Source organism: Escherichia sp. MOD1-EC6475 (genome assembly GCF_003046645.1).
Taxonomy (GTDB): domain Bacteria; phylum Pseudomonadota; class Gammaproteobacteria; order Enterobacterales; family Enterobacteriaceae; genus Escherichia; species Escherichia ruysiae.
In genome coordinates, this window is sequence record NZ_PZKQ01000025.1 from 24,255 (window position 1) to 38,768 (window position 14,514).

The window sequence follows — 14,514 nt, forward strand, 5'->3', positions numbered from 1 at the left end:
TAATTATTTCATGCTACCCGGCACATAGCCAGTAGAGTCAGGACTGATGAAGACGTTATCTCCCGCTGTGATTACTTTACCCTGGCGTCAGGACGCCGCTGAATTTTATTTTGCCCGCTTAAACCACCTGCCGTGGGCGATGCTTTTGCACTCTGGCTATGCCGATCATCCGTATAGCCGCTTTGATATTGTGGTGGCAGACCCGATTTGCACCTTAACAACTTACGGCAGTGAAACTGTTGTGTGTAAAGGAGAAACCCGCACAACAACCACTGACGATCCGTTAACAGTACTCCAGCAGGCGCTGGAGCGTGCAAACATTCACCCGTCGCATAACGATGATTTGCCATTTCAGGGTGGCGCGCTGGGTTTATTTGGTTACGATCTGGGTCGCCGTTTTGAGTCACTGCCTAAAGTGGCACAGAGAGATATCGACCTGCCTGATATGGCGGTAGGTATCTACGACTGGGCACTGATTGTCGACCACCAGCACCAGACTGTTTCTTTGCTGAATCATGATGATGTCAATGCCCGTCTGGCCTGGCTGGAAAACCAGCAAATCACACCGCAGGGTGATTTTGCGCTAACCTCTGCCTGGCAATCTAATATGAACCGCGAACAGTATGGCGAAAAATTTCGTCAGGTGCAGGATTATCTGCACAGTGGCGACTGTTACCAGGTGAATCTCGCCCAGCGTTTTCAGGCTACCTATTGCGGTGATGAATGGCAGGCATTCGTTCAGCTTAATCAGGCCAATCACGCGCCGTTTAGTGCCTTCCTGCGCCTGGAACAAGGCACAATTTTAAGCCTCTCGCCAGAGCGTTTTATTCTTTGTGATGACGGTGAGATCCAGACCCGTCCGATTAAAGGCACACTGCCGCGTCTGCCCGATCCTCAGGAAGATAGCAAACAGGCAGAAAAACTGGCGAACTCGCCAAAAGATCGCGCTGAAAACCTGATGATTGTTGATTTAATGCGTAATGATATTGGTCGCGTTGCTGTGCCAGGTTCAGTCAAAGTGCCGAAACTGTTTGTGGTGGAACCTTTTCCCGCTGTGCACCACCTGGTGAGCACCATTATGGCTCAACTACCTGAACAACTTCATGCCAGCGATCTGCTGCGCGCGGCTTTTCCCGGAGGCTCAATCACCGGAGCACCGAAAGTACGGGCAATGGAAATTATCGATGAACTGGAACCGCAGCGACGCAACGCCTGGTGCGGAAGCATTGGCTATTTGAGCTTCTGTGGCAATATGGATACCAGCATCACCATCCGCACGCTGACTGCCATTAACGGTCAAATTTACTGTTCTGCGGGCGGCGGTATTGTCGCCGATAGTCAGGAAGAAGCGGAATATCAGGAAACTTTTGATAAAGTTAATAGGATATTACGCCAACTGGAGAAGTAAGACGTGGACTACCGTAGCCTGACGCTTGATGATTTTTTATCGCGCTTTCAACTTTTGCGCCCGCAAATAAACCGGGAAACCTTAAATCGTCGTCAGGCTGCCGTGTTAATCCCCATCGTTCGCCGATCGCAGCCGGGGTTATTGCTCACACAGCGTTCGATTCATCTGCGCAAACACGCCGGACAGGTGGCGTTTCCTGGTGGTGCTGTAGATGATACTGATGTGTCAGTGATCGCCGCCGCGCTGCGCGAAGCTGAAGAAGAGGTCGCTATTCCCCCTTCCGCCGTAGAAGTTATCGGTGTGCTGCCGCCTGTCGATAGCGTAACTGGCTACCAGGTAACGCCAGTGGTCGGCATTATCCCGCCTGATTTACCTTATCGCGCCAGTGAAGATGAAGTTTCCGCAGTGTTTGAAATGCCGCTCGCCCAGGCATTACATCTGGGTCGTTATCACCCGTTAGATATCTACCGCCGTGGTGATTCACATCGGGTATGGCTTTCCTGGTACGAACAGTATTTTGTATGGGGAATGACCGCAGGCATAATTCGTGAGCTGGCGCTGCAAATTGGTGTGAAATCCTGACTATACTTATCTTTACATCTACAAAACACTACTTGAGACAATCATCGCAATATTAGTTAAATCGCGGTTTTTGATTAGTTTAATTCATGTGAATAGTTAAGCCTGTCGCCGCGTTCCCTCTTACACTATGCGTTGTTATTAGTTCGTTACTGGAAGTCCAGTCACCTTGTCAGGAGTATTATCGTGATTAGTCTATTCGACATGTTTAAGGTGGGGATTGGCCCCTCATCTTCCCATACCGTAGGGCCTATGAAGGCAGGTAAACAGTTCGTCGATGATCTGGTCGAAAAAGGCTTACTGGATAGCGTTACCCGCGTTGCCGTGGACGTTTATGGTTCACTGTCGCTGACGGGTAAAGGCCACCATACCGATATCGCCATTATTATGGGTCTTGCAGGTAACGAACCTGCCACCGTGGATATCGACAGTATTCCCGGTTTTATTCGCGACGTAGAAGAGCGCGAACGCCTGCTGCTGGCGCAGGGTCGGCATGAAGTGGATTTTCCGCGTGACAACGGAATGCGTTTTCATAACGGCAACCTGCCGTTGCATGAAAACGGTATGCAAATCCACGCTTATAACGGCGATGAAGTCGTCTACAGCAAAACTTATTATTCCATCGGCGGCGGCTTTATCGTCGATGAAGAACATTTTGGTCAGGATGCCGCAAACGACGTGAGCGTGCCGTATCCGTTCAAATCCGCCACCGAGCTGCTGGCGTACTGCAATGAAACCGGCTATTCCCTTTCCGGCCTGGCAATGCAAAACGAACTGGCGCTGCACAGCAAAAAAGAGATCGATGAATATTTTGCTCATGTCTGGCAAACCATGCAGGCATGTATTGATCGCGGGATGAATACCGAAGGCGTATTGCCTGGCCCGCTGCGTGTTCCGCGCCGTGCGTCTGCCCTGCGCCGGATGCTGGTTTCCAGCGATAAACTGTCTAACGATCCGATGAATGTCATCGACTGGGTAAATATGTTTGCGCTGGCGGTAAACGAAGAAAACGCTGCGGGTGGTCGCGTGGTAACTGCACCAACCAACGGTGCGTGTGGCATCGTTCCGGCAGTGCTGGCTTACTATGACCACTTTATTGAATCGGTCAGCCCGGACATCTATACCCGCTATTTTATGGCGGCCGGGGCAATTGGCGCTTTGTATAAAATGAACGCCTCTATTTCCGGTGCTGAAGTAGGTTGTCAGGGCGAAGTGGGTGTTGCCTGTTCAATGGCTGCTGCGGGTCTTGCAGAACTGTTGGGCGGTAGCCCGGAACAGGTTTGCGTGGCGGCGGAAATTGGCATGGAACACAACCTTGGTCTGACTTGTGACCCGGTTGCAGGTCAGGTTCAGGTGCCGTGCATTGAACGTAACGCCATTGCCTCTGTGAAAGCGATCAATGCCGCACGCATGGCCTTACGCCGCACCAGTGCACCGCGCGTCTCGCTGGATAAGGTCATCGAGACAATGTACGAAACGGGTAAAGACATGAACGCCAAATACCGTGAAACCTCTCGCGGCGGTCTGGCAATTAAAGTCCAGTGTGACTAATACTTTTCTTTCGCCCATCTGCAACGGATGGGCGAATTTCTCCCGCTTTCTCGTCTGCTGTAAATTTCCCCACTACACTTCCACTGTTGCGTCAGGCGTTTGTTGCCATGCGCTTACAGGGCGGCCCGCATGCAAAAAGCACAACGGATCATTAAAACCTATCGCCGTAATCGAATGATTGTTTGTACAATTTGCGCACTCTTTACGCTTGTGGCGACACTAAGCGTGCGGTTTATTTCACAGCGTAACTTAAATCAACAGCGGGTGATCCTCTTCGCCAATCACGCTGTTGAAGAGCTGGATAAAGTCTTACAACCCCTTCAGGAAGGACGCGAGCTTTTACTTCCGTTGATTGGCCTCCCTTGCTCAGTTACTCATTTGCCTCTACGCAAGCAGGCCGCCAAACTGCAAACCGTGCGTTCTATTGGCCTGGTTCAAAACGGTACGCTCTATTGCTCCAGTATCTTTGGCTATCGAAATGTCCCTGTTCATGATATCCAGGCCGATTTGCCTGCCCCACAGGCTCTTCTGCGTCTTACCACCGATCGCGTGTTGATTAAAGGTAGCCCAGTGCTGATCCAGTGGTATCCCTCGCCATCACATAGCGGTGATGGCGTTCTGGAGATGATCAACATTGAGCTATTGACGACGATGTTGCTGGAACCGCAGTTGCCGCAAATCAGAAACGCCAGCCTGACGGTGGCCGATCGCCATTTACTCTATGATGACGGCCTGGTTGATTCTTTACCTCCGCTTAATGGCAATGAGCGTTACCAGGTTTCATCGCAGAATTTTCCTTTTACCATTAGCGTCAGCGGACCTGGTGCGACGGAACTGGCGTTGCACCATCTTCCCAGCCAGCTCCCGCTGGCGGTACTGTTGAGTTTACTGGTGGGTTATGTTGCATGGCTGGCAACCGCACACAGAATGAGTTTTTCGCGCGAAATTAATCTTGGTCTTGCACAACATGAGTTCGAGCTATTTTGTCAACCTTTACTAAACGCACGTAGTCAGCAATGTATTGGCGTAGAGATATTGCTGCGCTGGAATAACCCTCGTCAGGGTTGGATCTCGCCGGATGTGTTTATCCCTATTGCGGAAGAACATCACCTGATAGCGCCGCTTACCCGTTATGTGATGATGGAAACCATCCGTCAAATCCACGTTTTTCCAATGAGCAGCCAGTTTCACGTTGGGATTAACGTCGCTCCCAGCCATTTTCGCCGTGGCGTGCTGTTGAAAGATCTTAATCAGTACTGGTTCAGTGCTCACCCGATTCAGCAACTTATCCTTGAAATAACCGAGCGCGATGCCCTACTGGATGTTGATTATCGGATTGCCCGCGAACTGCATCGTAAAAACGTCAAACTGGCGATTGATGATTTCGGCACCGGCAACAGTTCGTTTTCCTGGCTGGAAACGTTACGCCCTGACGTCCTGAAAATTGATAAGTCATTCACCGCTGCAATTGGTTCAGACGCGGTTAACTCGACGGTAACCGATATCATCATTGCGTTGGGGCAAAGGCTGAATATTGAACTGGTGGCGGAGGGCGTAGAAACGCAAGAACAGGCAAAATATTTACGCCGTCATGGGGTGCATATTTTACAAGGGTATTTGTACGCGCAACCAATGCCGCTGCGTGATTTCCCAAAATGGCTGGCGGGCAGCCAACCGCCGCCCGCCCGGCATAATGGACATATCACGCCCGTTATGCGATTTCGTTAATGATTATTCGTCTTCGTCGTGCGCCAGTTGCTCTTTAACAATGCGAACCAGATCAACACGATAATCGTTAGCTTCAACAATGGTGATATGCAACGGCCCTACGTTAATCACATCGCCAGCACGCGGGATGTGACCATTTGCAGAAATCACCAGACCTGCGACCGTCGCGATATCATCGTCATCGGCAAGGTGCTCAACATCAAGCGCCTGCTGTAAGGCGTGGAGGTCTGTACCACCTTTTACCAGCCAGCCGTCGCCGTCGGTAATAATTTCCGGCGTTTCATCAGCGTCCGGGAACTCACCGGCAATGGCTTCCAGCACATCCAGAGGAGTAACCAGACCTTGCACCACACCAAACTCGTTGGTAACGATAACAAAACTACCGCGAGCACGACGCAGCACGCCCAACAGGTTGATCGGATCGAGGGTTTCCGGAACGATAATCGCCGGAGACGCCGAAGCAATCGCCGCCACATCAACGCCCTCTTCCAGTGCCACCAGCAGTTCTTTCGCACGCACGATACCGATGATTTCATCCAGTTCTCCGCGACATACCGGGAACAGGCTATGTGGCGAAGAAAGCAACTGCTCACGGATTTCATCGACACTAAGGTTAGCGTCAACCCAGCTGATTTCGCCGCGCGGCGTCATAATTCCGCGCAGAGAGCGCGACGCCAGTGTCAGTACACCGTTAATCATGTATCGCTCTTCTTCGGCAAACGCGCCTTCCGGCACGGGAATCGGCATCGGGTTATCCGCATCATGCTGAACATTCGCCTGACGTTTACCGCCCATCAAACGCAGGATGGCATCGGCAGTACGTGCACGCAGCGGTAAAGTTGACTGGTGACGAATAAAGTTACGGCGCGCAATTTGGTTAAATACTTCGATAATGATCGAGAAGCCAATCGCGGCATACAGGTAACCTTTCGGAATGTGGAAACCAAAACCTTCTGCTACCAGACTCAGACCAATCATTAACAGGAAGCTCAGACAGAGCACCACTACCGTTGGATGCTGGTTAACGAATCGCGTCAGCGGCTTCGACGCCAGCAACATGACCGCCATTGCAATCACCACCGCCGCCATCATCACAGGCAGATGGTTGACCATCCCTACAGCAGTAATCACCGCATCCAGCGAAAAGACGGCATCGAGGATGACAATCTGTGTTACGACCACCCAGAAACTGGCATAGCCTTTGCCATGGCCAGAATCATGATCGCGGTTTTCCAGCCGTTCATGCAGCTCCGTTGTCGCTTTAAACAGCAAGAATATCCCCCCGAACAACATAATCAGATCGCGGCCGGAGAAGGAAAAATCCATCACGGTAAATAGCGGTTTGGTCAGGGTGACCATCCATGAAATCAGCGATAACAGTCCCAGACGCATGATCAGCGCCAGCGACAGCCCCAACAAACGTGCTTTATCACGTTGTTTTGGCGGCAGTTTATCGGCAAGAATGGCGATAAAAACCAGGTTATCGATACCCAACACGATTTCAAGAACGACAAGCGTGAGTAGCCCCGCCCAAATCGAGGGGTCCATTAAGAATTCCATGACAAGCTCCTGCTTAAGGAATAGCTATTCGGCGCCAGAAATAATGCAGGCGTAACGACAAAATGCAAACAAAAGGTGCGGCAAAAAATGCCAGAAAGGCAGGCGCTGAAAGGCCTGATGCTGAAATGACGTCGGTGACGATCCATACTGCGGGCTGCTGCCCCATACTCCTTGATTGTTAAACGGGAGTTAAACATATCAGAGAGAACTCTGATTTGGCAAAGATTTACCTTCCTTTGCAAACGAATGTAACGAGGATATTTTACCTTTCGGAATTTTGCTAATCCAAAGTTAAATTACGGATCTTCATCACATAAAATATTTTTTTCGCTATCTAAAATAAATCGCGAAACGCAGGGGTTTTTGGTTGTAACCCTTATCTGAATCGATTCGATTGTGGACGACGATTCAAAAAATACATCTGGCACGTTGAGGTGTTAACAATAATAAAGGAGGTAGCAAGTGACCATTGCTATTGTTATAGGCACACATGGTTGGGCTGCAGAGCAGTTGCTTAAAACGGCAGAGATGCTGTTAGGCGAGCAGGAAAACGTCGGCTGGATCGATTTCGTTCCAGGTGAAAATGCCGAGACGCTGATCGAAAAGTACAACGCTCAGTTGGCAAAACTCGACACCACTAAAGGCGTGCTGTTTCTCGTTGATACATGGGGCGGCAGCCCGTTCAATGCTGCCAGCCGTATTGTCGTCGACAAAGAGCATTATGAAGTGATCGCAGGCGTTAACATTCCAATGCTGGTGGAGACGTTAATGGCCCGTGATGATGACCCAGGCTTTGATGAACTGGTGGCGCTGGCTGTAGAAACAGGCCGTGAAGGCGTGAAAGCACTGAAAGCCAAACCGGTTGAAAAATCCGCACCAGCGCCCGCTGCCGCAGCACCAAAAGCGGCTCCCGCTCCTGCAAAACCAATGGGACCAAATGACTACATGGTTATTGGCCTTGCGCGTATCGACGATCGTCTGATTCACGGTCAGGTCGCTACCCGCTGGACTAAAGAAACCAATGTCTCCCGTATTATCGTTGTTAGTGATGAAGTGGCTGCGGATACCGTTCGTAAGACACTGCTCACCCAGGTTGCACCTCCGGGCGTAACAGCACACGTGGTTGATGTTGCCAAGATGATCCGCGTCTACAACAACCCGAAATATGCTGGCGAACGTGTAATGCTGTTATTCACCAACCCGACAGATGTTGAGCGCCTCGTGGAAGGCGGCGTGAAAATTACCTCTGTTAACGTTGGCGGTATGGCATTCCGTCAGGGTAAAACCCAGGTGAATAACGCGGTTTCGGTTGATGAAAAAGATATCGAAGCGTTCAAAAAACTGAATGCCCGTGGTATCGAGCTGGAAGTCCGTAAGGTTTCCACCGATCCGAAACTGAAAATGATGGATCTGATCAGCAAAATCGATAAGTAACGTATTGTGTTGATTATCACTCAGTTTTCACACTTAAGTCTTACGTAAACAGGAGAAGTACAATGGAGATTACCACTCTTCAAATTGTGCTGGTATTTATCGTAGCCTGTATCGCAGGTATGGGATCAATCCTCGATGAATTTCAGTTTCACCGTCCGCTAATCGCCTGTACCCTGGTGGGTATTGTTCTTGGCGATATGAAAACCGGTATTATTATCGGTGGTACTCTGGAAATGATCGCGCTTGGCTGGATGAATATCGGTGCCGCAGTTGCGCCTGATGCCGCTCTGGCTTCCATCATTTCTACCATTCTGGTTATCGCCGGTCATCAGAGCATCGGTGCTGGTATCGCGCTGGCAATCCCGCTGGCCGCTGCGGGCCAGGTGCTGACCATCATCGTTCGTACCATCACCGTTGCTTTCCAGCACGCTGCGGATAAGGCGGCTGATAATGGCAACCTGACGGCAATTTCCTGGATCCACGTTTCTTCTCTGTTCCTGCAAGCGATGCGTGTGGCTATCCCAGCCGTGATTGTTGCGCTGTCTGTAGGCACCAGTGAAGTTCAGAACATGCTGAACGCCATTCCGGAAGTGGTGACTAATGGTCTGAATATCGCCGGTGGCATGATCGTGGTGGTTGGTTATGCAATGGTTATCAACATGATGCGTGCAGGCTACCTGATGCCGTTCTTCTACCTCGGCTTCGTAACCGCCGCATTCACCAACTTTAACCTGGTTGCTCTGGGTGTGATTGGTACTGTTATGGCAGTGCTCTACATCCAACTTAGCCCGAAATATAACCGCGTAGCCGGTGCGCCTGTTCAGGCTGCTGGTAACAACGATCTCGATAACGAACTGGACTAACAGGTGAGCGAAATGGTTGATACAACTAAAACTACCACCGAGAAAAAACTCACTCCGAGTGATATTCGTGGCGTCTTCCTGCGTTCTAACCTTTTCCAGGGTTCATGGAACTTCGAACGTATGCAGGCACTGGGTTTCTGCTTCTCTATGGTTCCGGCGATTCGTCGCCTCTACCCTGAGAACAACGATGCCCGTAAACAGGCGATTAAACGTCACCTCGAATTCTTTAACACCCAACCGTTTGTGGCGGCGCCAATCCTCGGCGTAACCCTGGCGCTGGAAGAACAGCGTGCTAACGGCGCAGAGATCGACGACGGTGCTATCAACGGTATCAAAGTAGGTCTGATGGGGCCGCTGGCAGGCGTGGGCGACCCAATATTCTGGGGTACGGTACGTCCGGTATTCGCGGCGCTGGGTGCCGGGATCGCGATGAGCGGCAGCCTGTTAGGTCCGCTGCTGTTCTTTATCCTGTTTAACCTGGTACGTCTGGCAACCCGTTACTACGGCGTAGCGTATGGTTACTCCAAAGGTATCGATATCGTTAAAGATATGGGTGGCGGCTTCCTGCAAAAACTGACGGAAGGGGCGTCTATTCTCGGCCTGTTTGTCATGGGGGCATTGGTTAACAAGTGGACACATGTCAACATCCCGCTGGTTGTCTCTCGCATCACCGACCAGACGGGTAAAGAGCACGTTACCACTGTTCAGACCATTCTTGACCAGTTAATGCCAGGCCTGGTGCCGCTGTTGCTGACCTTCGCCTGTATGTGGCTGCTGCGCAAAAAAGTTAACCCTCTGTGGATCATCGTTGGCTTCTTCGTCATCGGTATCGCTGGTTACGCTTGCGGCCTGCTGGGACTGTAATACTGTTGTACACTACCGGGGCCTATTGGCCCCGTTTTTTTATCTGGAGGATTAATGACAATCACGGATCTGGTACTGATTCTGTTCATCGCCGCACTACTTGCCTTTGCGATATACGATCAGTTCATCATGCCCCGACGCAACGGCCCCACCCTGCTGGCAATTCCTTTGCTCCGGCGCGGTCGCATAGATAGCGTTATCTTCGTCGGGCTGATTGTCATTCTTATCTATAACAATGTGACCAACCATGGCGCACAAATAACCACTTGGTTATTAAGTACACTGGCGCTAATGGGCTTTTATATTTTCTGGATCCGGGTTCCGAAAATCATTTTTAAACAGCAAGGTTTTTTCTTCGCCAATGTCTGGATTGAATATCGCCGAATTAAAGCGATGAACTTATCGGAAGATGGCGTACTGGTTATGCAATTAGAACAGCGCCGTTTGTTAATCCGCGTTCGAAATATCGACGATCTGGAAAAGATTTATAAACTTCTCGTGTCTACTCAATAAGTTATAGATTTAGTCGAAGCTATGTTTAGTGTATTCTTAATGACCAGACATAGCTTCAGCTATATTATCCATTCCCTTATTTGTTATTTATTTTAACGTTTTATTGATATATAAATCTAAATGAAAATCGTTATCAATAATGCAATGAAATAATATATTCCAACAGTTGTTTTATATTCTCAAAATATGTTAAGGTTGCGCCCTCATTTGGGGAGTAGCCGATTTCCAGACTCCGGAAATGTACGTGTCAACATACTCGTTGCAAAACGTGGCACGTACGGACTGAACACCTTCAGTCAGGCGAGACCATATGCACATCAATCGCTATGCCTGCATGGGCGCTTCTTGTCGTTCATGTGTGCATGTTTGCTGGGGGCGGTGATGTGTTTTATGGATACCCCGGTCAGGACGTTGTCATGAATATCACTGCTACTGTTCTTCTTGCTTTTGGTATGTCGATGGATGCCTTTGCTGCATCAATCGGTAAAGGTGCCACCCTCCATAAACCGAAATTTTCTGAAGCCCTGCGAACTGGCCTTATTTTTGGTGCCGTCGAAACGCTGACGCCGCTGATTGGCTGGGGTATGGGCATGTTAGCCAGCCGTTTTGTTCTCGAGTGGAACCACTGGATTGCGTTTGTACTGCTGATATTTCTCGGCGGGCGAATGATTATTGAGGGTTTTCGTGGTGGAGACGATGAGGATGAAGAACCGCGTCGTCGTCACGGTTTCTGGTTGCTGGTAACTACCGCAATTGCCACCAGTCTGGATGCCATGGCGGTTGGTGTTGGTCTGGCCTTCCTGCAAGTTAATATTATTGCTACTGCTCTGGCGATTGGCTGCGCCACCTTGATCATGTCAACATTAGGTATGATGGTGGGTCGCTTTATCGGTTCAATTATTGGGAAAAAAGCGGAAATTCTTGGCGGGCTGGTGCTTATTGGCATTGGCGCCCAGATCCTCTGGACGCACTACCACGGCTAATTTTTTCGTTGCCAGATGTGAATATTAAAGTCCGTCTGGCAATCAAATTCTTCTTTTGCCGCCAGCGTTTGCCAGACTTCTGGCTTGGCGCGCCAGGCAAACGGAGTCATCTGTAACAACGCAATGGCCTCATCTCCGCGCAGGCGCATCGGATAACACAATTCATCGCTCTGCTGTAATGTAAAACCTTCCAGTTGTTCCGTATGGGGCGCATGTAGATGTACTTCGTCGTAAATCAGCCCCTTCAGCTCCATTAAATGTCGTGGTCCCGGGGTAGCGGTAATGACCCATCCTCCCGGTTTGACCACGCGCGCTAATTCTTCTGCTTTGCACGGCGCGTAGATACGGACAATGGCATCCATACTGGTATCAGAAAACGGCAGACGGTGGCTGGAAGCGACACAAAAGGTAACCTGCTGATAACGTTTCGCCGCAGCTTTAATCGCAACCTTAGAGACATCCAGACCAAAAGTAGTCACACCCGGCAATGCCTCGGCAAAAGCATGAGTGTAATACCCTTCCCCACAGCCAATATCCAGTATTGCCGTTGCGTGCTCATCAAGACAAACACACAATTGAGCGACTATCGCATCACGAAGCGGTTGATAATGGCCGGCATCTAAAAATGTGCGCCGCGCTTGCATCATTTCCGCACTGTCGCCCGGATCGCGGGATCGTTTATGCTGAACGGGCAGCAAATTAACATATCCCTCTTTCGCCATATCAAATTGATGCCGTTGGGGACAGATATAGCTGTTTTTTTCAAGCGATAGCGGCTGATGACAAAGTGGACAGGAAAACGACATGACAACTCCGGCAGGATACTAAAGGCCGCAAGTGTAACGCGAATTGCGCGTCGGGCAAATATCCGCAGGCAAGAGCGTGAATAAAACAAAGTAAAAAGCCTCGCATTTAGACGAGGCTTTATAGCGAGATTGAAGCGCGTTTACACTTCAGATCAGTGGTTTCGATCAGATTGCTGTTACGTTAACAGCTGCCGGACCTTTCTGGCCGTCCTGAATTTCGAACTCAACGTTCTGGCCTTCGGCCAGAGTTTTGAAGCCATTACCCTGAATAGCGGAAAAGTGTACGAATACATCTTTGCTGCCATCAGCCGGAGTAATGAAGCCAAAACCTTTAGACTCGTTGAACCACTTAACCTGACCTTTAATCTTTGCCATTTGAAAAATTCCTTAGATTGTTTTCTTCGCCCGCAGGCATTACAGAGATAAAACTGACACATTACTGCATGAGGCACTAATATAAGGCTCGGCAGAGAAGCGGTATTCAACGACAACGTGTTTACTCAGGACTTCTTTACTGAAAATGCCACACATAAACAGAACTGTACCTCGTTTAACCCGAAACTGTTATCACATACAACGTTAATTATGGCAAGCCATTTTTAAACATGTCTCGATCAGCCGCACAAATCTCGATACGCCTTCCACTTTTTTGCACATTTATGCAACGGAATACGTGCCGATATATTGATGCACTTAACCATACCATTACAAACAGATACTTGACCTGATGCAGTTTCTAACATAGTTCAATAACTTCAGTTCTTCCAGAGCAGCACTACAACTTATTACGCTATGCGAGCGATATCACTTTTTATGATATATAACGAATAAAATATTATATAAATTCACCTCACAAAACAGTCAGTTAACAACAAACACGAACACAATGAAGAAACTATACTTAAGGCATATTATTATTTTAAAATAAGAAAAATTGATGAATTACTAAAAAGTGAGAAGAGAAACGTTTCGCTAATAAACAATACCGTGATTGATCACTATTCCGATGTAAACATCCCAATGACTTAGTGAGGTAAATATCTTTTTCTGATATCGATATTATGAAATAAATAACACGATAAATAATTGAAGTCAGACCAGAGTATTAATTTGAATCAATTGCACCACTATAGTGCATATATGAATGATAAGATGAGTAACCCGTCTGCACCTGGGTTACTCAAATTTGAGGAAGAATTACCGTTCAGCTACCAGACGGATGATATCGTCATCTTCAGCAGCTTTTTGGTTCTCAGCAGCACTGGCATTCGTTTTTTCAGGTTCGCTTGCTTCGCACAAACGACGTAACAGCGCATTTTGCCGTTTTTGCTGATCCAGCAATGCCTCAAGAAGTTCAATCTGTTCGTTAGTCCGTGAACTGGCACGGTTGATGAAAAACCACAAGATGAGCCCAATAGCGAGAACAACCACCGATACAACCAAAGACGCAATGTTCATCACGCCTGAATTTACAACTTCGTTCATTTCACCACCTCTAAGTAGAGGCGCCATTCTACCACTGCCACACAGGAAGGAAATCTACCGTTGAAAAAATGATATCACCATGGGATAAATTGATTGATGGTACAAATTCCGTTGAAAAATTGTACATCCTGATCGCACATCATATTGAATACCTGTGCCCATAGCAGCAAGCAAGCCAGCACAGCGACAACCAGAACGCCCCATCGAAACTTTTTCACTCCAGTCTCCGTTTAAACTACCTTATGTCATTAAACTATCATGCGTTAGTTAAACAGCGCCTAACTATGTCGATATTCGTGCTTTTTCGGAACTATACGCTTGCTTCAGCCCATATTACCGCTACGATTAGGCGAACAAAAAAGAGAAGAGGTCATAATGCGATTCATTATTCGCACAATTATGTTGATAGCACTGGTATGGACAGGATTATTACTAAGCGGATATGGCGTTCTGATTGGAAGCAAGGAAAATGCCGCAGGGTTAGGTTTGCAATGTTCCTATCTGACCGCCAGAGGCACCAGCACGGTACAATATCTGCACACTAAAAGTGGGCTTTTCGGGATAACAGATTGCCCGCTGTTACGTAAAAACAATAACGTTGTAGATAATGGTTAAAGGCATAAATAACTACTTAAACCGAAGATAAAAAGCACATTCATCGCCATAGCGTACTATGTTACGCCATTTGTAACTTTATTTAACCCACGCGAAATACAGAACCTGTCTGAATATTATACAGA

Annotated in this window: 17 protein-coding genes; 10 read left to right on the forward strand and 7 right to left on the reverse strand. The window is 48.7% G+C overall.

Annotation, left to right across the window (positions count from 1 at the left end; translation table 11 throughout):
• Positions 1 to 46 precede the first annotated feature (46 nt).
• The 4 genes from pabB to pdeD all read left to right on the forward strand — a co-directional run bounded on the left by pabB (position 47) and on the right by pdeD (position 5,266).
• Positions 47 to 1,408 (forward strand): aminodeoxychorismate synthase component 1, encoded by a 1,362-nt coding sequence (pabB, locus tag A7589_RS08200; RefSeq protein ID WP_108188799.1) that lies wholly within the window; start codon positions 47 to 49, stop codon positions 1,406 to 1,408.
• Between the two features lie 3 nt (positions 1,409 to 1,411).
• Complete coding sequence (locus A7589_RS08205) at positions 1,412 to 1,990, forward strand: CoA pyrophosphatase (protein WP_000386576.1); 579 nt, start codon at positions 1,412 to 1,414, stop codon at positions 1,988 to 1,990.
• Between the two features lie 183 nt (positions 1,991 to 2,173).
• A complete protein-coding gene (gene sdaA / locus A7589_RS08210) occupies positions 2,174 to 3,538 on the forward strand; it encodes an L-serine ammonia-lyase (RefSeq protein ID WP_000624293.1) in 1,365 nt (454 codons plus the stop codon).
• 129 nt (positions 3,539 to 3,667) lie between these two features.
• Positions 3,668 to 5,266: a cyclic di-3',5'-guanosine monophosphate phosphodiesterase PdeD gene (pdeD, locus tag A7589_RS08215; protein ID WP_010354183.1), complete on the forward strand. Its 1,599-nt coding sequence runs from the start codon at positions 3,668 to 3,670 to the stop codon at positions 5,264 to 5,266.
• 3 nt (positions 5,267 to 5,269) lie between these two features.
• On the opposite strand, the gene yoaE is transcribed toward pdeD, so the two are convergent.
• Complete coding sequence (gene yoaE, locus A7589_RS08220; protein ID WP_000394977.1) at positions 5,270 to 6,826, reverse strand: CNNM family cation transport protein YoaE; 1,557 nt, start codon at positions 6,824 to 6,826, stop codon at positions 5,270 to 5,272.
• Positions 6,814 to 6,972, reverse strand: coding sequence for a protein YoaL (locus A7589_RS23490; protein WP_272941839.1), 159 nt, complete (start codon positions 6,970 to 6,972; stop codon positions 6,814 to 6,816). Before A7589_RS23490 ends, yoaE begins: the two co-directional genes overlap by 13 nt.
• A 316-nt stretch (positions 6,973 to 7,288) precedes the next feature.
• On the opposite strand from A7589_RS23490, the gene manX reads away from it, so the two are divergent.
• The 5 genes from manX to mntP all read left to right on the forward strand — a co-directional run bounded on the left by manX (position 7,289) and on the right by mntP (position 11,483).
• Positions 7,289 to 8,260, forward strand: coding sequence for a PTS mannose transporter subunit IIAB (manX, locus tag A7589_RS08235; RefSeq protein ID WP_000150535.1), 972 nt, complete (start codon positions 7,289 to 7,291; stop codon positions 8,258 to 8,260).
• A gap of 62 nt (positions 8,261 to 8,322) precedes the next feature.
• Positions 8,323 to 9,123: a PTS mannose transporter subunit IIC gene (manY, locus tag A7589_RS08240; RefSeq protein ID WP_000406930.1), complete on the forward strand. Its 801-nt coding sequence runs from the start codon at positions 8,323 to 8,325 to the stop codon at positions 9,121 to 9,123.
• Between the two features lie 12 nt (positions 9,124 to 9,135).
• Positions 9,136 to 9,987: a PTS mannose transporter subunit IID gene (gene manZ, locus A7589_RS08245; RefSeq protein WP_001516270.1), complete on the forward strand. Its 852-nt coding sequence runs from the start codon at positions 9,136 to 9,138 to the stop codon at positions 9,985 to 9,987.
• A gap of 54 nt (positions 9,988 to 10,041) precedes the next feature.
• Positions 10,042 to 10,500 carry a DUF986 family protein gene (locus A7589_RS08250; RefSeq protein ID WP_000156264.1) on the forward strand — a complete coding sequence of 153 codons (459 nt, stop codon included), beginning with the start codon at positions 10,042 to 10,044 and terminating at the stop codon, positions 10,498 to 10,500.
• Positions 10,501 to 10,916: 416 nt separating this feature from the next.
• Positions 10,917 to 11,483: a manganese efflux pump MntP gene (gene mntP, locus A7589_RS08260; protein WP_016235190.1), complete on the forward strand. Its 567-nt coding sequence runs from the start codon at positions 10,917 to 10,919 to the stop codon at positions 11,481 to 11,483.
• Here the strand turns inward: mntP and rlmA are convergent.
• The 5 genes from rlmA to mgrB form a co-directional block, all read right to left on the reverse strand.
• Entirely contained in the window at positions 11,480 to 12,289 is an 810-nt protein-coding gene (rlmA, locus tag A7589_RS08265) for a 23S rRNA (guanine(745)-N(1))-methyltransferase (RefSeq protein WP_000010100.1), read from the reverse strand. The genes mntP and rlmA overlap by 4 nt on opposite strands.
• 165 nt (positions 12,290 to 12,454) lie before the next feature.
• Positions 12,455 to 12,664, reverse strand: coding sequence for a transcription antiterminator/RNA stability regulator CspE (gene cspE, locus A7589_RS08270; protein WP_001062678.1), 210 nt, complete (start codon positions 12,662 to 12,664; stop codon positions 12,455 to 12,457).
• 39 nt (positions 12,665 to 12,703) lie between these two features.
• Entirely contained in the window at positions 12,704 to 12,820 is a 117-nt protein-coding gene (locus tag A7589_RS08275) for a DUF2627 domain-containing protein (protein ID WP_032141266.1), read from the reverse strand.
• Positions 12,821 to 13,486: 666 nt separating this feature from the next.
• Positions 13,487 to 13,774, reverse strand: a complete 288-nt coding sequence (locus A7589_RS08285; protein ID WP_001006854.1) for a YebO family protein — start codon at positions 13,772 to 13,774, stop codon at positions 13,487 to 13,489.
• A gap of 74 nt (positions 13,775 to 13,848) precedes the next feature.
• The gene (mgrB, locus tag A7589_RS08290) at positions 13,849 to 13,992 is read right to left on the reverse strand and encodes a PhoP/PhoQ regulatory lipoprotein MgrB (RefSeq protein ID WP_000714530.1); all 144 of its coding nucleotides are present in this window, start codon (positions 13,990 to 13,992) and stop codon (positions 13,849 to 13,851) included.
• Between the two features lie 157 nt (positions 13,993 to 14,149).
• On the opposite strand from mgrB, the gene A7589_RS08295 reads away from it, so the two are divergent.
• Positions 14,150 to 14,389, forward strand: a complete 240-nt coding sequence (locus tag A7589_RS08295) for a YobH family protein (RefSeq protein ID WP_001211003.1) — start codon at positions 14,150 to 14,152, stop codon at positions 14,387 to 14,389.
• Positions 14,390 to 14,514 lie beyond the last annotated feature (125 nt).